The organism is Clostridium massiliamazoniense (assembly GCF_001403635.1).
Classification (GTDB): Bacteria; Bacillota; Clostridia; order Clostridiales; family Clostridiaceae; genus Sarcina; species Sarcina massiliamazoniense.
On record NZ_LN879468.1, the window covers coordinates 226,898 to 250,642 of the forward strand.

Below are 23,745 nucleotides of genomic sequence, written 5' to 3' on the forward strand. Positions count from 1 at the left end.
AAAATATTATATGAAAATTTAAGGGGTAAAAATTATTATGATGAAAAAAATTATAACAGCAATATTAATTGGAACTACTATGTTAGGTGTGTCCTGTGGTACAGCTACTAAAGAAACGGTAAAAGAAAAGGAAAAGAGAGTAGTTTCAGCTACTGTATCAGCAACTCAAGTTATGGATAAGTTAGAAGTAGATTTAGTTGGAGTTCCAAACACAAGTAAAACATTGCCTGAAAGATATGCAGGAGCTACAGCGGTTGGACAAGCTTTTGCACCAAATTTTGAAACTATAGCTTCATTAAATCCAGATTTATTAGTATTTGATAGTAATTTTAAAGATAAAGTAGAAGAACAAGTAAAGCAATTTGGAATGAATGCTTTTTACTTTAATACAACAAACTTTACAAGTTTTAAAGAAAGTATCACTAAATTAGGTGAAGAAGTTGGAGAAAAAAGTAAGGTTGAGAACTTAGTTAAGGAACTTGATAACTCAGTTAATGAAGTGTTAGAAAAGAGTAAAAAAAGTGATGTTAAACCTAAAGTTGCAGTTATTTTTGGAACATCAGAAAGTTATATGTTAGCTACAGATAAATCTTATGTTGGTGATTTATTAAATACAATTGGAGTAGATAATGTTACTGACAGCATAGATACTGTTGATTCAGCTTATTTAAACTTTAGTATGGAACAAGTAGTAGAAATGAATCCAGATTATATTTTAAGGTTATCTCATGGAAATATTGAAGAAAGTATAAAAGCTTTCAACGAAGAATTCGCAAATAATCCAGCTTGGAAGGCATTAGATGCAACAAAGGAAGGAAAGGTACATGACCTAAATCCAGAATTATTTGCAGTAACAGCAAATCTTTCAGTAACTGAGGCTATTAAAGAGCTTGGAAATATAATATACGGTGAGTAATATGAAAAATAAATCAAAAGTTTTACTAATTGGATTAAGTGTTGTAGTATTAGCTACCTTAATTATTGTTTTATCAGCAGTAGGAAGTGTTAAGTTAGGTATTGGAGATATATTTTCAACCTTAATAAAAGGTGACAATAAGATGGTATCTACAATAGTTTTCCAAATGAGACTTCCAAGAAATATATTGGCAGTTTTAGTTGGAGCTAATTTAGCTATATCAGGATGTTTACTTCAATCTGTAATGAAAAATCCCCTAGCAGACCCTGGAATAACAGGGGTATCATCAGGAGCAAGTCTTTTTGCAATAATAGTGCTTCTTTTATTACCACAATATACAGGAATGCTTCCTTTAATAGCTTTTGTTGGTGGAGCAATAGCATGTGTTCTTGTATATACAATGGCTTGGAAAAATGGACTGAAGGTAATTAGAGTTGTTCTTGCAGGGGTAGCTGTTAATGCTATTATTGGTGGATTTATATCCTTACTAACAACCTTATATAGTGATAGAATCCAAAGTGCTTTGCTTTGGTTAAATGGTAGCTTAGCATCTAAAACATGGGCAGATGTTAGACTTGTAGCTATATATTCTCTTATAGGATTAGCATTATCACTATTTTGTATTAGAGGTGCAAATGTTTTGAATTTAAGTGATGAAGCAGCAACTAATCTTGGATTTAATGTCAATAAAACAAGATTAGGATTATCAGCAGTTGCAGTTTTTTTAGCAGCAACTTCAACAGCCATAGTTGGAATTATAAGTTTTGTTGGGCTTATAGTTCCACATATAAGCAGAATGATTATTGGATCAGATCACAAGTATTCAATTCCATTTTCTATGGTACTTGGAGGAATAGTGTTGCTAGTAGCTGATACAGTAGCAAGAACATTATTTGGAGCAATAGAATTACCAGTAGGTGTAGTTATGTCAATAGTTGGAGGACCATTCTTCCTATATTTACTTAGAAAGAGAGGTGGAGAGTAGATGATAGAAGCAAAAAATATTAAGGTAGGCTATGAAAATAGAACCATAATAGAAGATTTATCATTAAAAATAAATGAAGGTGAAATTGTTTCAATAATAGGTCCTAATGGATCTGGAAAGTCAACTCTTTTAAAATCATTATCTAAGCTATTAAAGAGAGAATCTGGAGAGGTTTTACTATATGAAAAATTTTTAGATTCAATGAAGAATAATGAAGTATCAAAGGTATTATCCATGGTATACCAACAAAACACTTCGCCAAGTGATATAACAGTAAGAGACCTTGTTTATTATGGAAGAATACCACATAAAAAATGGTTTGAATCAAGAAATAAAGAGGATGAAGACATAGTTAATTGGAGCATGGAACAAACAGGAGTATTGCATTATGCAGATAGACAAGTGTTGCAGTTATCAGGAGGAGAGAGACAAAGGGTGTGGCTTGCTATGGCACTTGCTCAAAAACCAAAGATACTATTTTTAGATGAGCCAACTACTTACTTAGATATGTGTCATCAATTAGAGCTTATGGAACTTGTTCAAGAAATTAATAAGAAGTTTAATATGACTATTGTTATGGTATTACATGATTTAAATCAGGCAGCTAGATATAGTAATAGAGTTGTGATTATGAAAAATGGAAAAATAGTTGCAGATGGCAAGCCAGAAGAGGTTATAGTTAAGGATATTATTCATTCTGTATATAATGTGAAATGTTGTATAACTAATGAGCCAATGTGCAATAGACCACAAATTTATCCATTAGAAGTTTCTTATAAGCATAGAGAGAGGTGCGATAGTTGTGAATTATAATTTAGATATTTTAAATAGATTAAGTGAAATTGAAGTAGATAAAGATATAAAGGGATTAAGCCATGCTATATTTCCAGGAACACATTGTCCATTATTTGGGGTAGCTCTTACAGCTTCTTATATTGAAGATGTAGCTATGTTAGTGGTTGGAACAAGTGAATGTACTTACTATACTAAAGTATTTTCAAATGGTAGACAACATGGAAAAGATGAAGTTTATTCATTAGTTCTTAAAGAAAAAGATGTTGTTTTTGGAGCTGAGAAAAAAGTTAAGGAAGCTTTAGAATATATTAAAGAAGTATCTAATCCAGCTGGTATTATCATAGTAACTACTTGTGTTCCTGAACTTATAGGAGAAGATTATGAAGGAATTATAGATGAAGCTGAGGAAGGTCTTAATATACCAGTATTTGTGGTTAGAACTGAGCATTATAAATGTAATAGTCATATTCCAGGTATGGTTAGAACATTAGAAACTTTGGTTAAAGTTATGAAAAAACATGATCAATGTAATGGAGTAAATATTTTAGGTCATAGACAAGAGGGCATTGAAAATACTGAGCTTTATAGATTAATAAGTAAGCATGACATATCAATTAATACTATAATTCCATCAAAGTGTAAAATGAAGGAAATTCAATCAGCACCAAAGGCAAAGCTTAATATTGTTACTGATATGATAGCTTTAGATTTAGCTAAGAAAATGGAGAAAAAGTTTAAGACTCCATATGTTTTCTTTGATAAACATATGAATAGAGAAGCCATATCATTAGCTTATAAAAAACTTTCAGAAATATTAGAAATAGATTTATCAAAGGATTTACAAAGCATTGAAGCTCAATATGATGAAATCTTTGAAAGAGCAAAGAATGTTTTATCAGGAAAGAGATTTATTTATGGAAATACTCCAATGTTAGCCTTTGAAACAGTAGAATTCTTTGTGGAATTGGGATTAGAACCAGAGCTAATTCAAGTTCGTGAATTATATGATGTAGATATAAAGTGGAAGAATAAAATTTTAGAGTTAGGATTTGATCCTTATGTTACAAGAATAGCTAATATTGCTCCTTTAAGAGAATTATATGATTCACTAAATATACAAATTTATATAGGTCATGAGAGTCCTATGTTATTAAAATCTAAAGGTATTACACAAGTAACCTTAGATTCAAATGCACAAAAAATTGGATATGAGTTACCTATTGGAGTTATGAAAAGTTTAATTGAAAAGGTTGAGGAGGAATAGTTATGAGTATATCTAAATATTTTCCTGTGGCATCAGATAGAATGGGAATAATATGGACATTAAGTTCTATAAAAGATCTTTGTATTATAGAGTTTGGACCAGCTGGAACTACTCACTATTCAGTGGAATCAATTGGACAAATTAATGGGGAAGATTTAGCAACTATATATTCTACAGGTATGGATGAAAGTGATATTACCTTTGGAACTTATGAAAGATTAGAGCAATCAATAAAAGAAGTTGATATAAATAAAAAGCCTAAGTACATATTTGTAATGGCATCATCAGTTTCTTCAATTATTGGAGCAGATGTAAAGAGTGTTTGTAGAGAACTACAGGGAGAGGTTAATGCAAAATTAATCCCTATTACAACTGGTGGATTAAAATATGATTATAATGTTGGTGTTGAAGAAGCTTTAGAGTTAATTGTTAAAAATATTGTTAAGTCATGTGATAAAAAAGAAGATTCCTATAATATTATTGGAAGTAATATAGATGAATATAATTTCTTATCAGACTCAGAGGAAATAAAAAGAATGATGAAGAGTGTATTTAATAAGGATTTAAATACTACTTTCACATCATATACTTCAGTTGATGAATTAGAAGGGGCAGCAAGAGCTTCATTAAATATTGTTATTAGAAAAGAAGGTTTAAAAGCAGCTGAATATATGAAAAAAAAGTTTAATATACCTTATGTTTATAGAAAGCCTATTGGATTAACTCAAACTATGAAGTTTATTGATGAGATAAAAGAGCTTATGAATTATGAAGTAAATGAAGAGGTTCTTCATAAGGAAATAACTTTACTTAAAAAGTATTTATTTAGAATGAGATTTAAATTAAGAAATTTAGATAATAAGAAAGTTGGTATTTTTGGAGATTATGATACTGTTCATTCAATGAAAAGTTTTATAGAAGAACTAGGGTTATGTGTAGATAGAGCTGAAATTCTTCATGGATGTAAAGTGGAGAGTGAGGATATTATTGTAGATTTAGGAGAACCAAGTAGATTTAAATATTTAAAGTCTAATGAATTATTAATATTAATGGCTGATGGAGCTACATTGGATATGTTCCATAGAAGTAAGTTAGATATGCAAATAAGTAATCCAAATATAAATGCTTTAAATATATATCCCTATACACCTTGTGTTGGATTTAGAGGATGTTTATTATTACTAGAAAGAATATTAGGAATTAGAAATTAAAGAAGAGAAGTGAGGAAAAGATTATGGAAAAATTATTAAACAAACAAAGAACATTAATGATAAGTTCATTGGATAAGGATAATAAAGCAAGGATTAGTTATTCTCCATTTGTTAATATTGAAGATAAATTTTATATTTATATAAGCAAAATAGCAGAGCATTACAATAATATTGTTAATAATCCAGAAGTAAGCATAATGATTATTGAAGATGAACAAGATGTTGATATTACCTTTGCAAGAGAGAGAGTTTCATTTAATGGAACAGCAAAAATATTAAAAGATAATGAAGCTATTATAGAGAAACTAAGTGAAAGACAAGGGAAATCTATAATGGATGTATTGGTAGGATTAGATTTTGATGTGTTTGAAATAGAAGTTAAAGAAGGAAGATTAGTAAAGGGCTTTGGTAAAGCCTTTGATGTTAAATTTGAAGATGGAAGGTTTGTAACAAAAGCTGTTATTATTGATAAACATGGGAAGTAAATAGAAAAAAGATATATTTAATCAATGTTATACAAGGGGAGATAATTCAAATGAAATTATTAATAACATATTCAAGTAAAACAGGAAATACAAAAAAATTAGCAGAGGGACTTTATAATAATTTACCTTTTAAAGAAATGGATATAATGCCTATTGCAGATGTTAGGAATATAGATGAATATGATACTGTGTTAGTTGGGTATTGGGTTGATAGAGCTTTCCCTAACAAAGAAGCAAAAATATTTATGGAACAAATAAGTGGAAAAAGAGTTGGAATATTTGCAACACTTGGAGCATATCCAGATAGTCAACATGCATGGGATTCCCTTGTTAATGGAGAAAATATAGTTAAGGAAAACAATACTGTAATAGGTAAATTTATTTGCCAAGGAAAGATAGATCCTAGAATAGTTGAAATGTTCAAAAATTTACCAAATGGTAAGGGACATGAGCTGACTCCAGAAAGATTGAAAAAATACAGCATAGCTGAAAGACATCCAAATGAAATAGATATTTTGGCAGCTGTAGATTTATTTAAAGATAGAATATAAAATTATATTAACTCCAGATAGGATTTAATTTCCTATCTGGAGTTCTTTACAATAGTTGAAAATTGATAGATAAAAATACCTATTTATTTTATTCGGTATCTTTATTAGTTTTATCTGTCTTAGCATACATATTTATAGCTTGATTTATTTTTTTCTGCTTATCAGTTTCATTACCTGTTATATCTGTATAAGCTTCCTTTATTCCATTTTTAACTGCCCATTTTATGATAAGATATAAAGCAATTAAAATAATAAGTGCAGTTCCACTACTAATCCCCAATTCTTCCCACATAATATTTCTCCCTTTTATTTATATTCAAATATATTAATTAGAACTATAATTTTTAATACATCTATTATATAAGATTTATTTCCTTAATTTCAATAATATACAAATAAGTTTATAAACTATTAATTGTTTTAGGTTAATAGAATATAAGTTTTAAAAATAATTAACTATCAACATATACCTAAAATAAAGTTATGTACTAGAGGAATTTTAAATTATTTGTATGATTGTACATATTAGAACTTCATTTGAGAGGTGAATTTATGAGAATTTTATCTTGGAATATTATGTTGGGAAGATATATTAAAAAGTTTATCAGAAATTGATGTTTATAATGAATATGAAAGAGTAATTATAGATGATTTAATAAATTTAATAAACTTAGAAGTATATAGTATAGAAGTAAAATATTAATAGTTGTTTTAAAGTAAGTTAAAGTGAACCGTACCATAAGTAAATGAGGTTTTTATTAAAATTGGATAAAATAACTGAGGATATAAGTTCAAATTTATAATACATAGTTCTTATAATTACAATATTTACAATATTTATAAAATGATGTATACTAAATATAGTTATTTATTAGGAGGGGTTGGTAATGTCTGTTTTTTACTCGGAAAAGGTAATAAAACAAAGAATTTCTGAATGTAACTGGTCTACATATTTAGTTGGGTTTGACTTAAAGGATGATGGGACAAAGGAATATAGGTTAAATAGTTTAATAAAAATACTTATGAATGTTATACCAGAGTTTGCATTTGGGTTTCATGATGGAGCTGAAACTAAAAATACTGAACTAATAAGTAAGGTAAGTGAGGCTGCAAAAGCAATATATAAAATAGATGAATTTCAAAAAGTGAAAGATATATATTTAAAGGGTAAATATATTGAAGATGATGATTTAGCTAACAAATATTTAAGGAGAGGAGAATTTGGGGAACTAATTTTACATTTAATTTTGAGAGATTTCTATTCAACTATACCACTATTATCAAAAATATTCTTTAAAGACTCTTATGGACATACTGTTCATGGATTTGATGCAGTACATGTAGAGCCTATTTCAAGAACATTATGGTTAGGTGAATCAAAATTATATGAAAGTGGAAAAAAAGGCGTGAAAGCTCTTATACAAGATATAAAAGAACATATTTTGAGAGATTATTTAAACGATGAGTTTGCTTTAGTTTCAAAAAAAATAAAATTATTTGATAATATTCCTGAAAAAGAATATTGGCTAGATATTCTTAGCAATAGTAATACTTTATCAGAACAATTAAATTCGATATCAATTCCACTTTTGTGTACATATTCAAGTAATAATTTTACAAAACATAATGATGAAACCACACAGAAATTTATAGCTGACTATGAAAGAGAGGTTAAAGAATTAAAAAAATATTTTGATGATAATAATGATCACCCATTAAGAACACACATAAATATAATATTAATATTATTTCCAGTAAAGTGTAAAAATGAGTTGATTAAGAAATTACATTATAAATTAAGTTTATTACAGGAGTTGTGTGAATAGTTAATGATTGAGGTTTTAAATCAAATAGATTATTGTGAAAAGATTACGTATGATGAGAGCTTTAGAATTGCAAGAATTTGTTCTAGATTACTAAGAAATCAAAAAACAGAATTAGATGCTAGAAGAGTGATTATTCATATACTTGATAATTGGGATAAAGTATGTGAAGATACTAAGGAGATATGGAGTGATTTAATTGAAGCAGCAGGTTTTTATCCTTATATTAGTAAAGAAGAAAGTATAGAGTTAAAGAGTACATCTGCAAAAATAAGAACGGAGTTTTATAGATCATCTAATCTAGAAGGGAAGTATCTTCATGAAGAGCAAAAAAATATTTTAGATATAATTAAAAATGGAAGAAATCTGATAGTTAGTGCACCAACTAGTTTTGGAAAAAGTTTACTTATAGAAGAAATTATATCAAGTAAACAATATAATAATATAGTTATAATTCAGCCGACATTAGCATTACTAGATGAAACAAGAAGAAAGCTAAAAAAATATCAAAATTATTATAAAATAATAGTTAGGACAACTCAAAAACAATCCAGTGATAGAGGGAATATATTTTTATTAACAGCTGAAAGAGTTATGGAATATAAAGATTTACCTAAAATAGATTTCTTTATATTAGATGAGTTTTATAAGATAAGTGCTAAGAGGGATGATGAAAGAAGTGATGCTTTAAATAATGCAATTAATTTATTACTAAATAAGCATAAAAGTAACTTTTATTTACTTGGTCCGAATATAGATGGGATTTCACCAGGTTTTGCTGAGCGTTATAATGCTGATTTTTATAAAACTAATTATTCTTTAGTTGATACAAAGAGTATAGATTATTATACTAAATATAAAGATTTTTATGGAGTTAAAGGGAAAAAAAAGAATTTAAGGAGCAAAAGCTATTTGAACTATTATATGAGTTAAAAGATGAGCAAAGTATCATATATTGTTCATCTCCTGCAAGAGTCAGGTATTTATCTGTAAAATTTAAGGAGTATTTAAAAGATAGAAATGTAATTGAAAGTAGAAATCAAATATCTTTAATCGAATGGATAGAACAAAATGTTAATAGAAAATGGAGTTTAATAGAATGTTTAAAATATAGAATAGGTATTCATGATGGAGCATTACAAAAGCATATAACGTCAAGTATAATTAAATATTTTAATTTAGGAAAGCTTAAATATTTATTTTGTACATCAACAATAATAGAAGGAGTTAATACGAGTTCTAAGAATGTAATATATTTTGACCAAACTAAGGGGAATAAAGTTAAAATAGATTATTTTGATTATAGTAATATAAAGGGGAGAGCTGGTAGAATGATGGTTCATTATATTGGAAATATATATAATTTTAATCCGGAGCCTCCTATAGAAAATATGATAGTTGATATTCCGTTTTTTGAACAGAATCCAGTATCAGATGAAGTATTAATTAATATTAATTATAAAGATATAAGAGATAAATATAGTAATCAATATAAAGAGCTCGAAGGTATTCCAGAAGATATAAAACAGTTAGTAAGAAAGAATGGAGTATCGATTAAAGGACAAATAGAAGTACTAAGAATATTAGAGAAAGACATTAAAAATAAATATAATTTAGTATCTTGGTCTGGATTTCCAACATATGAGCAACTAAAATATGTATTAAGTTTAGCTTGGGATAACTTTATAAAAATGGGTGAAACAACTAAACCAATGACTATAAATAAACTTATTAAAGTTACTTTTGATTATGGGAATGATTCTAATATAATTAGATTAGTTAAAGAAAATTTCTTATATTTAAAAAATAATAATAAAGACAAAACTGATATAGAATTATTAGATAATGCTATCCAGCAATCCTTTCAGATATTGAAACATTGGTTTCAATATAAAGTTCCTAAGTGGTTAAGTGTAATCAATAATTTACAGGAATTTATATGTAATAAAAAAGATATTAAGCCAGGTAATTATATATTTTATGCTAATAAAATAGAAAATGAGTTTATAAGAGATAACTTATCAGTTCTATATGAATATGGGGTACCAAGCTCAGCAATAAATAAATTATCATATAACATACCAAGTGATATAGATGAGGATAAAGTTATAGAATATATAAAGAATAATGAATTAATTAATAAGTCTGATTTAATATCATATGAGAAAGAAAAGTTATATGAAAATATATAAATATATATATTATTAATAATAGAAGCTCTTATTTGTATTTATATATAGGTAAGAGTTTTTATAATTAGAAAGGAGAATATAGAATGAAAAAGGTTTATAATGAAAGATAATTGAATAAATTACATAATATACTGATAGAGGTTATTAAAAGTATAAGAGAAAATATAGTTGTCTTAAATGTACTATATGGAGAGGAACGAAATATAGAAACTGACTTAGGTGGATATGTAGTTATAGCAGAAAATATCGTTGTTATCGAAATATTGAAACAAGATAAATTAAAAGGCTTAATACCAGAATATATTGATGTTATTGAATGTAGTGAAGATGTTAATTGGATTTCTTCACTATTTTTACTTTCAAGCGATTTTTCAATTGTAGTAGTGTGTACTAAAGAACTTTCTAAGTTCCTATTAGAATAAAAGGAGGTTAATTTAATGTGAGTAAGAAGAATGTAAAAGAAGAAAAGATAATCAAAGAAACTAAGTATTGTAAGATAATAAATCAAGGAAAAATTGGAGATGATGAATATACATACTTATTAGAGAAGGTCTACATAAAAGAGCTAAAAAGAAATAAAGTAGGATTTTGTGTGTATAAATCAACTAGAAGAGGTGATGAAACTTATATTTCAAGAAGACTTGATGTTACAAAATTAGAATTAATAGAGATAATAAAAGAATCAATAAAGAATAAAGCGTTTTCAGATGAATTTGTAATAATGTAAAACTAAGAAATAGGTAATATATAAAGTCTTAATTGCTATTGATGTAGTGATTAAAACTTTTATTTTTAGGCGGTAAAAGGTGAATGAAGAGAATTATATGTGTAGATGTAATTAAAGATGAAAGGATAATTATAAAAAGTTGTAATAAAAAGGAGAAATGTTTAGTAAAAGTAATAGATATGTAACTAGAGGAGTAAATGAGGAAGTAGATATAAGATTGCAACTTATTATGTGGAGTATGATTGATAAATTGAAGAGTGAAGGAAATGTTGAGATAGATTACTTGAAAGTATTCAAGATAAGAAAAGAAGGAATTAAGGTTTACATAATAGATAATGGAGATTGCTCGATTATGTTATTTCCTTGGGAATATTGATGAGATGGAGGAGAAAATGAAGAAATTAAGTAAAAAAAAGACTTTTGATTATGATAGTAAAGAGCTCCTAAGAGTAATGCGCTTTGATTTTTATGATGGAAAACTAGCTAATCAGTGGAATTCAAGAGAATTAATAATAAATTGAATGATAAAAAAGAAATAGATTTAAAGAAGTTACAAGAAGAGCTTAATTACACTCAATTCATATTGATAAAAGACTTCAATAAGGTTGAAGAGTTATGTAATGGTACAAGCTATGATAAAGAAACCTTAGTATATGTAGAGCTCGAAGAAGGTTACAGTATTGCTGAACAAGAAAGGCTATAACTGAATGGTGTAATAAGATGGATTACATAGTAACCAAGTGTTATTCAGATAGAGGAATTAGTCGAAAAGCTATTAATAATAGACAGCTTTAAAGGAGGTACTAAAGGATGCAGAAAATAAAGATTTCGATATCGTGCTTGTATGGAAGATAGACCGTATAAGTAAGAGATTAACCCATGTATTAGAAATAGCTGAAATATTAGAAATGAACAATATAACATTTAAGTCTTATTTAGAGTAATTTGAAACAGATACACTAGCAGGAAAAATGTAATTTCAAATGATGGCTTTAGTTGAGGAATTTGAACGTGGAACAATAGCTCAAAATATAAAAAATGGTGATTGATTACAAAAATAAGGAGAATGAATGGTGAGGAGGGTAGGGATTAGGAGATGATTTAGTACCGATTGAGAAGCAACAGGGAGCTAAAAGAAAATTAGCTATTAATGAAAGAGAGGCAGAATCAGTTAGATTTATATTCAATAAATATGCTAATGGTAAAGGTTATAAGGTTATTACTAATCAATTAAATAAACTAGGTTATAAGACTAAGAAAGGTAATAATTTTTCAGTAGGTTCAATAAGAGATATTCTAACTAATCTTGTTTACATAGGTAAAATAAGATACAATGTAAGATAGAACTGAAGCTAAAAGAGAAGAAGGAATATCAATACTAATCCAATAATAACAGATGGAATACATGAACCTATAATAAATGAAAAGCTATGGGATAAAGTATAAGCAATTATGGAAAGTAAGAAAGGGAAGTCGGCAAGAATATATGATGGTGAATAGGAATACTAAGATGTCTTAAATGTGAATTGGTATGGTGATTTCAAGAACTACTAATAAGTTAACAGATGGTATTAAGAAAAGGATAGTCTATTGCTGTTGTGGAGCATGGAAGAATAAAGGTACAAGTTCTTGCAGTTCAAATATGATAAGAGTTGATAAAGCCAATGAGTATGTATTTAGTAAGTTATCAGAGCTACTTTCTAATGAAAAGATGATTAAGTCAACAATAAAGAATGTTAATAAAGAGAGAGAATAAGATAAATTCAGTAAAGAAGGAACTAGAAAGAATAGATAGAGAGCAATAGAAGAAGTTGTTACATATGATAATATCAGAAATAACTATAAATAAATCAAGGGAAATTGATTCAATAAAACTGAAAATAAATGATAACTTGGTTCACTATATAAGCAAAGAAAAAATGTTAGAATAAAAACATTGAACTTATATATTGCTATATAGAGAGTAGTAGTAATGAGGAATTTAGGATATTGAGGTTATTATAGATAAATAGTATAATTTTATTAAGTAAAAATAGTTGTTAGATAAATTTAGAATTTATAGTGATGATTATCTGAAGACGCATTATAGAATTACTTAAAAGATTTGGAGTGTTAGGATGGATTTAAAAGAATTTTATTTTCAAAATATACAAGAAGCAGAATATCATTATCGTTTTCATGATTCAATTAAGAATGTTAATAGGATATACGATATTTTTAGTGGATATAAGGAAGGAGAGGATTATGAATTTGAAGTGTATGATGTAGAGGAAGCGATAAAAAAATTCAGGGAATTATGCCAGCCTGAGGTAGATTTTTCTAGTAGTGAAAAGAAATGTTGGTTTCATCTTATAACGTATTATTTATATAAAATGGGATATGAGATAAAAGAATTTCCTAGAGTCTTGGCGAGATCACCTGTAGATCCTAGTTGCTTTACTTATGGAGAAATAAGAAACAGAATTATTGCTCAGGGAGATGATGATAATGGAACCGTTCGATACGCAGTTAGAAGAAAATTTATTGCAAGTTTTACCTTCGAATTGAAATCTAGTCATATTGATATAGATAATTTGATAAATCAAAAGTTTGTCGAGATATCAAATCGACAAGCATCTTTCAATAATATGAGCACAGATGAAAAACTTGCTGAGATAGCAAACTTGATAGAAAACTTATTAAAGAAGAATGGGAAGTTTATCACGCTTGATTATCCTAAGATTTGTTTTGATTACATTACTAACGATATAGTGACAAGCTATAGAAAGAAAATGCATTGCTTTAGGCATGCTGCAGATGAAGCAATAGCAGAAAGAAATTCCTATTCGGAAGAGCAAAAGAACTTCTTTGTTGATTACGGATTGACCATTATTAAAGTGATACATTCGTTATTGAAATAAAAATAATCGGGGTAGAACAATTTATAATTCAATTTCATGAATTAAATGAATTTTATTAGATTACATCTTGAGATTCTGTATAGATTTGTGTAAAAATAATTCTATATGGAGTGTTTTGTGTGATTGATTGGTGTTTTTGGAATAATATAACTGATTGATTTGGAGGTAATTATATGAAAAATAGCAATTTTGATTACAATGAAGAAATAAAAAAATGTAAGACTATTGATGATGTTATGGGCAAGAATGGTTTAATCTAAAAACTTGTTAAAGATGTATTAGAAAATATCCTTGAAGGTGAAATGGAAGAACACCTCGGAAGGAGTGAATATCAACGTTTAGACGATGAAGATTTTGAAAGAGTCAATTATAGAAATGGTTATAGTAAAAAAATTTAAGAAGTTCATTTGAAGATGTTGATCTCAATATACTTAGAGATAGAAATGGTGAATTCGAACATAAGATAATTAAAAAATATGAAACAGTATGTAATGAATTAGATAAAAAATAATATTTTTATATACTAAAGGAATGAGTACTAGTGACATTCAAGCTGAAATAGAAGATTTATATGGTATTACAATCTCATCATCTACGGTGTCTAAAATTACAGATAAAGTATTAAGTAGTGCTGTTGAATGGCAAAATAGACTGTTAGACCGTATATATCCTATAGTATATTTGGATGCAATGTATTTTAAAGTTAGAAGTAATGGGAAAATAGTTAATAAAGCTGTTTACATATGCTTAGCTTATGATATGGATGGCTACAAAGATATATTAGGAATTTGGGTTGACGAAGCAGAAGGAGCTAAATTCTGGATTGGAATATGTAATGACCTAAAAAATAGAGGTGTAAAAGAAATACTTATTGCATGCATGGATGGCTTAAAAGGACTTCCACAAGCAATAAAAAACGTTTTCCCGTCAGTTAATATTCAAACTTGTATAATTCATCAAATAAGAAATTCAATAAAATATGTGGCATCTAAAGATAAAAAGGAATTTATGAAAAATCTAAAGGAAGTCTATAAGGCTTCAACAGAGGAACTTGCGTTAGCATAATTAGATATGTTAAAAGAGAAATGGCACTCTAAATATGCTATAGTAATGATTCTTGGTATAATAATTGGTTGAATCTATCAACATTTTTTGAATTTTCATCTCAAATAAGAAAAAGGATTTATACTACAAATATTTTAGAAGGATTTAATCGTCAAATTCGTAAGTTTACTAAGGTTAGAGTTATTTTTCCTACTGATGAATATTAAATAAGTGTATTTATTTAGCTACAATGGAAATCATGGAAAAGTGGACTCAACCTACGCCTAATTGGGGTGCCATGCTAACCAGTTAACGTTGATGTTCAAAAATCAAATAAATGATGAATTAGCTTAAAAACCTGTACATTTAAAATAACAATGTATAATAAGTAATTTTTTAATACATACTAAAAAAGTAAAAAATACTTAGTTTTAGTATTCCAATAAGTAAAAAAATAATACTGAAATATTAAAAATTCCAGTATTATTTCGATAAGAAAATATTATTTACACAAAAATATCTAGTCTCTCTCAATCTTTTTTTGGACATGCCTTTTTTATATTGTAACAGTAATATGTTCGCCATTTTGTGATACAACTTCTACAATTTTTAATCCTTTATAAGGTTTTAAGCTACCTTTTACTGTTTTAAAAAGTTGTAAAGCTATCTTTTTTTGTTCAGTATTAAGCTGTTTTTTGGGAATACATCTTATTATTAGACCACCCATAGATAAGGGAACTGGTAAGGTTAAGTTAAATTCTTTACTTTTTATTGAAACTATCATATAGAAACCTCTAATCTATAACTATTTTAACTGTATCTCCTTTACTAGAAGAGATATCTACTATTTCTCCTATAACTTCATTATTTAAACAAGCTACTAGAGCATTCATTAGTTCATCTATATCAATTCCATCTATAGCTTCAATATATGTAGATATAGGTAATTTACCAGTAGCTTTTAATGCTTCTTTAATTACTTTAATTGGTAACTGTACATTAACCTTATCTCCTTCATGGCTTAGGACTTTAACTTTTAAAAATTTATCTTCATACTTTTTAGGTGCAACAGCCTTAGTATTGTTTAAAGTATCAATTATTTCCTTTGCTTTAAGAGCAGAAATCTTGCCTTGTTCAACCATTTTTAATACTATAATAATATCATCATCATTCATAATAATTTCTCCTAATTTTAATCTTTTAATTTGTTAATTGCTTCATCAACTGAGATATCTCCCTTTTCTAGAGCAGTTAAAATATCTTTATTATCTTCTTTAACCTTAGTTTCTTTTGATGAATAACCTAAATTTTCAATAACCTCATCTAATTTTGCTCTAACTGTTGGGTATGAAATACCCAGTTCCTTTTCAACCTCTTTTATATTTCCCCTACACTTTATAAAAGTTTCTATAAAATATAATTGCTCATTATTTAAGTAATCAAATTTAGATAATTCAAATTCATTATCTATAACAGTATTACAATTAGTACATTTTAATTTTGTTGCTTTTAGATTATTGGAACATACTGGACAATGACTTAATAATTTATACATAAATTGCCTCCAATCTTTAAGAATAGATTACTTCTTTTTTAATGAAATGTAAATAGTTTTATTGAATATTTTTAATTATAAATTATTATTATTAATATTTAGTGTCTGTATATTTAACAAAATTAATTTATGTATTGAATTTATTAATTTAAAATCAATGAGTTTTATTATGTTAATTTTGTTTAGAAAATAGTTTAAAAATGATAGCAATAAAAATAAAGAAACTAATTTATAATGGAGATTATAATTAAATATTTAATGAATTTTTATTTTATAAGTATGAAACTATTAATCATCATATAGATTCTAAAAAAGATATGCTATGATTTCAAAAAGTATAAAATTTAAATGTTAGTCATAATTAATTTGCTAATTACTATATTATTTATAGATATTAATATGGTATAATTTGTATATTGAGAAAATGAATTTTTAGTAAGAATAAAAATTGCTGCTATTAGGGGGACATTATATGAAACTAGAGGAATTGGTTAATAAAAATTATGATAACTTTAATGAAAATGATTTGTATATATGGAAGTATATTGTGGCAAATAAAAAATTATGTTCAACATTAACTATAGATGAATTAGCAATGAGGTGTAATGTTTCTAGGACAACCATACTAAGATTTGCTAAAAAGCTTACATTAAAAGGTTATAGTGAATTAAAGATATATTTAAAGTGGTCAATTGATGAAATAAAAGAAAATACGGAGAATTTTTCTGATGTTATTTGTAATGATTTTATTAAATTTGTTTCAGATATGAAAGAAAAAGATTTTACTAAGGTTTGTGATTTAATATATAATGCTAAAAGAGTATTTGTATATGGAACAGGTGCTGTTCAAAGTGCTGTAGCAGGAGAACTAAAAAGAATATTTTTATCTGGTCAAGAATGTTTTTATAGCATCCATGGAGATCGGGAAGCTGAAATTTTATTAAGCTCTATGACGAGGGAAGATGTAATAATAATCATTTCATTAACAGGGGAATCTAATCATATAAGAAATTTAGCAAGGAAATTAAACATTAAAGATATTCCTATTATTTCTATAACAAAATTAAAGAATAACGAATTAGCAAGAGTAAGTCATGAAAATTTATATATAAATACGTCGATTGGTAAAGTTGGAAATGGAACAGAATATGAATCTACTAGTTTGTTTTTTACTCTTGTAGAAATTTTATTTAGTAAATATGTTGAATTTAAAAATAATAAATTAAGGTGACTTTAAGGCCTGTATTATTGAGAAGATTATATAAAGTTAAAAAAATTATTTTAATTTTATATAAGTAAGCTCCATCATATAGGCTTTTTTTGTTTAATTTTTATTTTAAGTTAGTAATTTACAAGATTTGTTTGATAAGAAAAAGGTATAATACTTTATTTTAATATTTGTGAAATTTCACAGTAAATGTGAAGATATATCAATATGAGATAAAAATACCTAAAGTAGACAAAAATATTGAAAACGTTTTTTAGAGTTGTTATTATTTACCTATAAATGGTTTTGAGAATTAAAAAGGGGGATGGAAAAAATGATGCAAAAAATGATGCAAAAAGTTCAAAGATTTGGTGGAGCTATGTTTACTCCAGTGTTATTATTTGCTTTTGCAGGTATTATGGTTGGTTTTTCAATTTTATTTAAGAATCAAGAGATAATGGGATCAATGGCTGCAACAGGAACGACATGGTATAACATATGGACATTAATAGAAGAAGGAGCATGGACAGTTTTTAGACAGTTACCACTTTTATTTGTTATAGGATTACCTATTGGACTTGCAAAAAAGCAACAAGCTAGAGCTTGTATGGAAGCTTTAGTAGTATATTTAATATTTAATTATTTTTTGAGTGCTATTCTTAATATTTGGGGACCATCATTTGGAGTTGATTTTGCTCAAGAAGTTGGTGGAAATTCAGGATTAACTTTAATTGCAGGGATAAAAACTCTTGATATAGGAATGGTAGGATCTATTTTAATAGCTGGTATAGTAGTTTACTTACATGATAAATTTTTTGATTTTGAATTACCAGAATTTTTAGGAACTTTTAAAGGTTCATCATTTGTAGTAATGATAGCATTTTTTATAATGATACCAGTAGCTTTTGCTATGGCCTTTATTTGGCCTAAGGTTCAAGGCGTTATATCTTCTTTGCAAGGATTTTTAACATCATCAGGAACTACAGGGGTTTGGGTTTATACTTTTCTTGAAAGAATGTTAATACCTACTGGTTTACATCATTTTATTTATTCACCATTTATATTTGATTCAGCAGTGGTCCAAGGGGGAATAAATGTTTATTGGGCAACTCATTTAGGTGATTTTGCAAATTCAGCACAAAGTCTTAAAGCTATGTTTCCAGCAGGAGGATTTGCTCTTCATGGATTATCAAAGGTATTTGGATGCGTTGGAATAGCTTTAGCAATATATTCAACAGCTAAACCAGAGAAGAAGAAAATGGTTGCAGGTTTATTAATACCAGCTGCATTAACAGCAGTGGTTGCAGGAATTACGGAACCTTTAGAATTTACATTTTTATTTATAGCTCCAGTATTATTTTTAGTTCATGCACTTTTAGCAGCAACACTTTCAGCAGTTTCTTATTCTTTAGGTTTAGTTGGTAACTTTGGTAGTGGGCTAATAGAATGGGCAGCACTTAATTGGATTCCCTTAGGAAAGTATCATGCTAATATTTATATTATGCAAGTTATTGTAGGAATTATTTTTACAGGAATTTATTTCGTTGTATTTAGATTTTTAATTTTAAAGTTTAACTTCCTAACACCAGGAAGAGAAAAAGATAATGCAGAAGTAAAATTGTATAATAAAGAAGATTATAGAAATAAGAAAAAAGCACCTAACGCTGAAAAAGCAACTATATTTTTAGAAGCTTTAGGTGGAAAAGATAATATTGTTGATGTTACAAATTGTGCAACGAGACTAAGAATTTCAGTTAAGGATGAAAGTCTAGTTCAAGATGTAGAAGTGTTTAAAGGAGCTGGAGCTCATGGGTTAGTTAAGAATGGGAAAGCTATACAAGTAATTGTTGGTTTATCAGTTCCTAAGGTAAGAGAAGATTTCGAAAAATTATTAGTTTAAATTTAAATATGGATGGACAAGGAGTTTTTAAAATTTCCTTTGTCCATCCTTTTAACATTGTAATTTTCATAAACTTTAGCTGTGAATTTTCACAACTTATGATACTAAGTTTCAACCTGTGAGATTATTCCCTAAAGGGCCTAGAACTATTGTTTTAAGCTTTTTTCTTTGCTATTATAAAGACATAAGGTAAATGATTACAATTTAAATAAAAAAAGTAATAATAAATTATTTGATTTAGGGGGATTTTTATATGAAGAAGTTTTCTGTTGTTATAGCTGGTGGAGGTAGTACATTTACTCCTGGAATTGTACTTATGTTATTAGATAATCTAGGTAAATTTCCAATAAGAAAAATAAAGTTTTATGATAATGATTTTAAAAGACAAGATGATATTGCAAAGGCTTGTGAGATAATTTTAAAGGAAAATGCTCCAGAAATAGAATTTAGAGCTACAACAGATCCAGAGGAAGCATTTACAGATATAGATTTTGTTATGGCTCATATAAGAGTTGGAAAATATGCTATGAGAGAATTAGATGAGAAAATTCCATTAAAGCATGGAGTAGTTGGACAAGAGACCTGTGGACCAGGCGGAATAGCTTATGGAATGAGATCTATTGGTGGAATTTTAGAACTTATAGACTATATGGAAAAGTATTCACCAGATGCATGGATGCTAAATTATTCAAATCCAGCAGCTATAGTTGCAGAAGCTACTAGATTATTAAAGCCAAATTCAAAGATATTAAATATTTGCGATATGCCTATAGGAATAGAAACTCATATGGCTGAAATACTAGGTTTAGAGTCAAGAAAAGAAATGATAGTTAAATATTTTGGATTAAATCATTTTGGATGGTGGTCAAGTATTACTGATAAAGAAGGTCATGATTTAATGCCACAAATAAAAGAACATGTAGCAAAGTATGGATATACTGTAAAAATAGATGAAAATCAACACACAGATGCTAGTTGGAATGATACCTTTGCAAAGGCTAAAGATATATTTGCTGTAGATCCAACTCACTTACCAAATACTTATTTAAAATATTATTTGTTCCCAGACTATGTTGTAGAACATTCTAATAAAGAATACACAAGAGCAAATGAAGTTATGGATGGAAGGGAAAAGTTTGTATTTGGAGAATGTAAAAAGATTGCTGAGGCTGGAACAGCTAAGAATTCAGAACTTCATATAGATGAACATGCTTCATATATAGTTGATTTAGCAAGAGCTATTGCATTTAACACTCAAGAAAGAATGTTATTAATAGTAGAAAATAAAGGAGCTATTAGAAACTTTGATGAAACAGCAATGGTTGAAATACCTTGTATAGTTGGTTCAAATGGACCAGAACCATTATCAATTGGAGATATTCCAAGGTTCCAAAAAGGACTTATGGAACAGCAAGTTGCTGTAGAAAAGTTAGTTGTTGAGGCTTGGGCAGAAAAATCATATCAAAAATTATGGCAAGCAATAACGTTATCAAAAACAGTTCCAAGTGCAACTGTTGCTAAGGAAATATTAGATGACTTAATAGAAGCTAATAAAGAATATTGGCCAGAATTAAAATAAAGTGAAATTAACTCAAGGATAGTTTTTATCTATCTTTGAGTTTTTATTTTAAAGATAAATGTGAGTAACTGATTTCATACCTCTTATTAAAAGTTACTTTAATTAAAATAGTGAAAAGTTAATGTTCAGTTAATGTAATGTGTGTATATTTTAATTATTGCTAAAGGGGGTAGAGATTTATGCTTACATTAAAAAATATAAAGAAAAGTTATATTACAGGTGATTTTACACAGGTAGCACTAGATAATGTATCTTTAAATTTTAGAGAAAATGAATTTGTAGCCATATTAGGACCAAGTGGATCAGGGAAGACAACTTGTTTAAATGTCATTGGTGGACTTGATAAGTATGATTCAGGTGATTTAATTATTAATGGGAAATCAACGAAGGAATTTTCAGATTCTGAATGGGATTCATATAGAAATAATAGTATAGGATTTATATTCCAAAGTTATAACTTAATAGGACACTTAGATATAGTATCAAATGTTGAAATGGGAATGACTTTAAGTGGAATATCAGCTAAGGCAAAAAGAGAGAAGGCTCTTGAGGTTCTTGAAAGAGTAGGTCTAAAGAATCACATACACAAAAGGCCTAATCAACTTTCAGGAGGGCAGATGCAAAGAATTGCTATTGCAAGGGCTTTAGCGAATGACCCAGATATAATTCTTGCAGATGAGCCTACTGGTGCATTAGACACAAAAACAAGTGTACAAATAATGGAATTAATAAAGGAAATATCAAAGGATAAATTAGTTATAATGGTTACTCATAATCCAGAATTAGCTAAAGATTATGCAGATAGAATTGTAGAATTTAGGGATGGTAGTATAGTATCAGATTCAAATCCTTTAGATGTTGAAGCTAAAAAAGAGAAATATTCCTTAAAGAAAACAAGTATGAGTTTTTTTACAGCCTTAAAATTATCAGCAATGAATATAAAGACTAAAAAGGGAAGAACTTTTTTAACAGCACTTGCTTCAAGTATTGGTATTATAGGAATTGCTCTTATACTTAGTTTATCAAATGGATTTGATGCTAAGATATCAGAAGTTCAAGAAGATGCATTGGCAGAATATCCAATTACAATTACTAAACAAGCTCAAGAAATTAGTAAAGAAGCTATGGAATCTAAAAGAAAAGAAATGAATGATAAGGTTATGGGAGTAGTTGAATATGTAGATTCAGATGAAGCTTATTTGTATGACTCAAGTGAATCTACAATAACACATGAAAATAATATATCAGAGGATTATATAAATTATATTAAAAAAATAGATTCTCAAATTGTTGATAATATAGGTTATACAAGAATTGCATCCATGAATCTTTTAAGGAAAGTTGATGATGAAATAAAACCTATAACTTTTAGTGCTAGTGAGAAAAATGAGATGAATATGCTACCTATGAGTCAGATGGCAACTGGACTAGCTTCTTATCCGAGCTCTACAAAAGATAATAATGCATCCTTTATAGAAAAAAATTATGATCTATTAGCAGGAAAATATCCTAAGTCAAAAACAGATTTAGTACTTATAGTAGATTCAAAAAATAGAGTGGATATAAATGCTATGAAGAATCTTGGAATAGATACAAAGGATTTGGAGAGTATTAAATTTAAAGATTTAGTTGGTATGGAATTTAAATTAATATCAAACAATGATTACTATGAAAAAACACAATTTAATACCTATATGCCTTCAAAGGATTATGAAAAAATGTACAACTCAAAGGATTCACTTACATTAACCTTAAGTGCTATAGTACGTCTTAAAGAAGATGCAGGTGTTCCTATGATAAGCGAAGGAATAGCATATAGTGATGATTTAACTGAATTAGTAATAGAAAGAGCAAAGGAATCTGATATAGTAAAAGCTCAAAAAGATGCTGACTATAATGTAATGTCAAGAGAACCTATTGATGATGAAACTAAGGAAAATTTAGTAGCATATCTTGGAGGAGATGAAACTCCTTATGCAGTTATGTTATATCCAAATAATTTTGAAGATAAGGATCAAGTTATATCTTATTTAGATAGTTACAATGAAAATAAATCATCTAATGATAAAATCGTATATACAGATTTATCAAAGGCAATATCAGATATGACTGGTGGAATTATGGATGGAATAACTATAGTTTTAGTTGCATTTGCTGCTACATCATTAGTTGTATCTTTAATAATGGTAGGTATTATAACTTATATATCAGTGTTAGAAAGAACTAAAGAAATTGGTGTATTAAGAGCATTGGGAGCTAGAAAAAAAGATATTACTAGGGTATTTAATGCAGAAACTTTTATAATAGGGGCTAGTTCAGGGTTATTAGGTATAGGAATTGCATGGTTACTAACAATACCAATAAATAATATTTTATATAAAATGACTGATTTAGAATCAATAGCAAACTTAAATCCAGTACATGCAGTAGCTTTATTAATAATAAGTGTTGCACTTACAATGTTAGGTGGATGGATACCATCAAAAATAGCAGCTAGAAAAAATCCAGTAGAGGCACTTAGAAGTGAATAAACTAAAATTATAAACTTACTAATTAATATATGATATAGTAAGTAAATTTGGGATATATCGAAATTACAGGTATATCCCTT

The 23,745-nt window shown here is 27.7% G+C and carries 27 protein-coding genes and 2 pseudogenes; 25 read left to right on the forward strand and 4 right to left on the reverse strand.

The window, feature by feature from the left end:
- Positions 1-37 precede the first annotated feature (37 nt).
- The 7 genes from ARA19_RS08040 to ARA19_RS08070 are packed head-to-tail and all read left to right on the forward strand — an operon-like array spanning position 38 to position 6,207.
- Positions 38-916, forward strand: a complete 879-nt coding sequence (locus ARA19_RS08040; RefSeq protein ID WP_055070463.1) for an ABC transporter substrate-binding protein — start codon at positions 38-40, stop codon at positions 914-916.
- Position 917: 1 nt separating this feature from the next.
- On the forward strand, positions 918-1,901 hold the full coding sequence (locus tag ARA19_RS08045; protein WP_055070464.1) for a FecCD family ABC transporter permease: 984 nt from the start codon (positions 918-920) through the stop codon (positions 1,899-1,901).
- On the forward strand, positions 1,902-2,714 hold the full coding sequence (locus ARA19_RS08050) for an ABC transporter ATP-binding protein (RefSeq protein ID WP_055070465.1): 813 nt from the start codon (positions 1,902-1,904) through the stop codon (positions 2,712-2,714).
- Positions 2,704-3,960, forward strand: coding sequence for a nitrogenase component 1 (locus tag ARA19_RS08055; protein ID WP_055070466.1), 1,257 nt, complete (start codon positions 2,704-2,706; stop codon positions 3,958-3,960). The genes ARA19_RS08050 and ARA19_RS08055 overlap by 11 nt, the downstream gene beginning before the upstream one ends.
- A 2-nt stretch (positions 3,961-3,962) precedes the next feature.
- Entirely contained in the window at positions 3,963-5,171 is a 1,209-nt protein-coding gene (locus ARA19_RS08060) for a nitrogenase component 1 (RefSeq protein WP_055070467.1), read from the forward strand.
- A gap of 23 nt (positions 5,172-5,194) precedes the next feature.
- The gene (locus tag ARA19_RS08065) at positions 5,195-5,656 is read left to right on the forward strand and encodes a HugZ family pyridoxamine 5'-phosphate oxidase (RefSeq protein ID WP_055070468.1); all 462 of its coding nucleotides are present in this window, start codon (positions 5,195-5,197) and stop codon (positions 5,654-5,656) included.
- A 50-nt stretch (positions 5,657-5,706) separates the two neighbouring features.
- Positions 5,707-6,207 carry a flavodoxin family protein gene (locus ARA19_RS08070; protein ID WP_055070469.1) on the forward strand — a complete coding sequence of 167 codons (501 nt, stop codon included), beginning with the start codon at positions 5,707-5,709 and terminating at the stop codon, positions 6,205-6,207.
- Positions 6,208-6,295: 88 nt separating this feature from the next.
- On the opposite strand, the gene ARA19_RS08075 is transcribed toward ARA19_RS08070, so the two are convergent.
- Positions 6,296-6,499 carry a DUF6019 family protein gene (locus ARA19_RS08075; protein WP_055070470.1) on the reverse strand — a complete coding sequence of 68 codons (204 nt, stop codon included), beginning with the start codon at positions 6,497-6,499 and terminating at the stop codon, positions 6,296-6,298.
- A 595-nt stretch (positions 6,500-7,094) separates the two neighbouring features.
- Here ARA19_RS08075 and ARA19_RS08080 point away from each other — a divergent pair.
- From ARA19_RS08080 to ARA19_RS08120, 14 genes and pseudogenes are all read left to right on the forward strand, one after another.
- Complete coding sequence (locus tag ARA19_RS08080; protein ID WP_055070471.1) at positions 7,095-8,033, forward strand: HamA C-terminal domain-containing protein; 939 nt, start codon at positions 7,095-7,097, stop codon at positions 8,031-8,033.
- Between the two features lie 3 nt (positions 8,034-8,036).
- Positions 8,037-8,963 carry a DEAD/DEAH box helicase gene (locus ARA19_RS17780; RefSeq protein ID WP_197276579.1) on the forward strand — a complete coding sequence of 309 codons (927 nt, stop codon included), beginning with the start codon at positions 8,037-8,039 and terminating at the stop codon, positions 8,961-8,963.
- A gap of 188 nt (positions 8,964-9,151) precedes the next feature.
- Positions 9,152-9,304: pseudogene (locus ARA19_RS18195) on the forward strand (hypothetical protein); the annotation flags it as partial.
- Positions 9,305-9,361: 57 nt separating this feature from the next.
- Positions 9,362-10,222, forward strand: a complete 861-nt coding sequence (locus tag ARA19_RS17785) for a hypothetical protein (protein ID WP_242862408.1) — start codon at positions 9,362-9,364, stop codon at positions 10,220-10,222.
- A 110-nt stretch (positions 10,223-10,332) separates the two neighbouring features.
- On the forward strand, positions 10,333-10,644 hold the full coding sequence (locus tag ARA19_RS08090) for a hypothetical protein (protein ID WP_242862409.1): 312 nt from the start codon (positions 10,333-10,335) through the stop codon (positions 10,642-10,644).
- Between the two features lie 17 nt (positions 10,645-10,661).
- Positions 10,662-10,949, forward strand: a complete 288-nt coding sequence (locus ARA19_RS08095; protein ID WP_055070472.1) for a hypothetical protein — start codon at positions 10,662-10,664, stop codon at positions 10,947-10,949.
- Positions 10,950-11,106: 157 nt separating this feature from the next.
- Positions 11,107-11,325 (forward strand): DUF960 family protein, encoded by a 219-nt coding sequence (locus ARA19_RS08100; protein ID WP_055070473.1) that lies wholly within the window; start codon positions 11,107-11,109, stop codon positions 11,323-11,325.
- Positions 11,326-11,341: 16 nt separating this feature from the next.
- A complete protein-coding gene (locus ARA19_RS18130; RefSeq protein WP_278321690.1) occupies positions 11,342-11,470 on the forward strand; it encodes a hypothetical protein in 129 nt (42 codons plus the stop codon).
- Positions 11,440-11,652 carry a hypothetical protein gene (locus ARA19_RS08105; protein ID WP_242862410.1) on the forward strand — a complete coding sequence of 71 codons (213 nt, stop codon included), beginning with the start codon at positions 11,440-11,442 and terminating at the stop codon, positions 11,650-11,652. Before ARA19_RS18130 ends, ARA19_RS08105 begins: the two co-directional genes overlap by 31 nt.
- Before the next feature lie 133 nt (positions 11,653-11,785).
- Complete coding sequence (locus tag ARA19_RS17980; protein WP_242862411.1) at positions 11,786-11,893, forward strand: recombinase family protein; 108 nt, start codon at positions 11,786-11,788, stop codon at positions 11,891-11,893.
- 235 nt (positions 11,894-12,128) lie between these two features.
- Complete coding sequence (locus ARA19_RS17985) at positions 12,129-12,293, forward strand: recombinase family protein (protein ID WP_242862441.1); 165 nt, start codon at positions 12,129-12,131, stop codon at positions 12,291-12,293.
- Positions 12,294-12,480: 187 nt separating this feature from the next.
- The gene (locus tag ARA19_RS17990) at positions 12,481-12,705 is read left to right on the forward strand and encodes a hypothetical protein (protein ID WP_055070474.1); all 225 of its coding nucleotides are present in this window, start codon (positions 12,481-12,483) and stop codon (positions 12,703-12,705) included.
- A gap of 361 nt (positions 12,706-13,066) precedes the next feature.
- Positions 13,067-13,849, forward strand: a complete 783-nt coding sequence (locus tag ARA19_RS08115; protein WP_055070475.1) for a hypothetical protein — start codon at positions 13,067-13,069, stop codon at positions 13,847-13,849.
- Positions 13,850-14,022: 173 nt separating this feature from the next.
- A pseudogene (locus tag ARA19_RS08120) lies at positions 14,023-15,247 on the forward strand (IS256 family transposase).
- A gap of 202 nt (positions 15,248-15,449) precedes the next feature.
- Here the strand turns inward: ARA19_RS08120 and ARA19_RS08125 are convergent.
- The 3 genes from ARA19_RS08125 to ARA19_RS08135 are packed head-to-tail and all read right to left on the reverse strand — an operon-like array spanning position 15,450 to position 16,448.
- A complete protein-coding gene (locus ARA19_RS08125) occupies positions 15,450-15,677 on the reverse strand; it encodes a hypothetical protein (RefSeq protein WP_055070476.1) in 228 nt (75 codons plus the stop codon).
- 10 nt (positions 15,678-15,687) lie between these two features.
- On the reverse strand, positions 15,688-16,068 hold the full coding sequence (locus ARA19_RS08130) for a hypothetical protein (RefSeq protein WP_055070477.1): 381 nt from the start codon (positions 16,066-16,068) through the stop codon (positions 15,688-15,690).
- Positions 16,069-16,085: 17 nt separating this feature from the next.
- Complete coding sequence (locus tag ARA19_RS08135) at positions 16,086-16,448, reverse strand: DUF2089 domain-containing protein (RefSeq protein ID WP_055070478.1); 363 nt, start codon at positions 16,446-16,448, stop codon at positions 16,086-16,088.
- 472 nt (positions 16,449-16,920) lie between these two features.
- Here ARA19_RS08135 and ARA19_RS08140 point away from each other — a divergent pair, with 472 nt between their 5' ends.
- From ARA19_RS08140 to ARA19_RS08155, 4 genes are all read left to right on the forward strand, one after another.
- A complete protein-coding gene (locus ARA19_RS08140) occupies positions 16,921-17,679 on the forward strand; it encodes a MurR/RpiR family transcriptional regulator (RefSeq protein ID WP_055070479.1) in 759 nt (252 codons plus the stop codon).
- A 322-nt stretch (positions 17,680-18,001) separates the two neighbouring features.
- Positions 18,002-19,555 (forward strand): alpha-glucoside-specific PTS transporter subunit IIBC, encoded by a 1,554-nt coding sequence (locus ARA19_RS08145; RefSeq protein ID WP_055072085.1) that lies wholly within the window; start codon positions 18,002-18,004, stop codon positions 19,553-19,555.
- A gap of 253 nt (positions 19,556-19,808) precedes the next feature.
- On the forward strand, positions 19,809-21,134 hold the full coding sequence (locus ARA19_RS08150) for a 6-phospho-alpha-glucosidase (RefSeq protein WP_055070480.1): 1,326 nt from the start codon (positions 19,809-19,811) through the stop codon (positions 21,132-21,134).
- 179 nt (positions 21,135-21,313) lie between these two features.
- Positions 21,314-23,665, forward strand: a complete 2,352-nt coding sequence (locus ARA19_RS08155; RefSeq protein WP_055070481.1) for an ABC transporter ATP-binding protein/permease — start codon at positions 21,314-21,316, stop codon at positions 23,663-23,665.
- Positions 23,666-23,745: the final 80 nt, after the last annotated feature.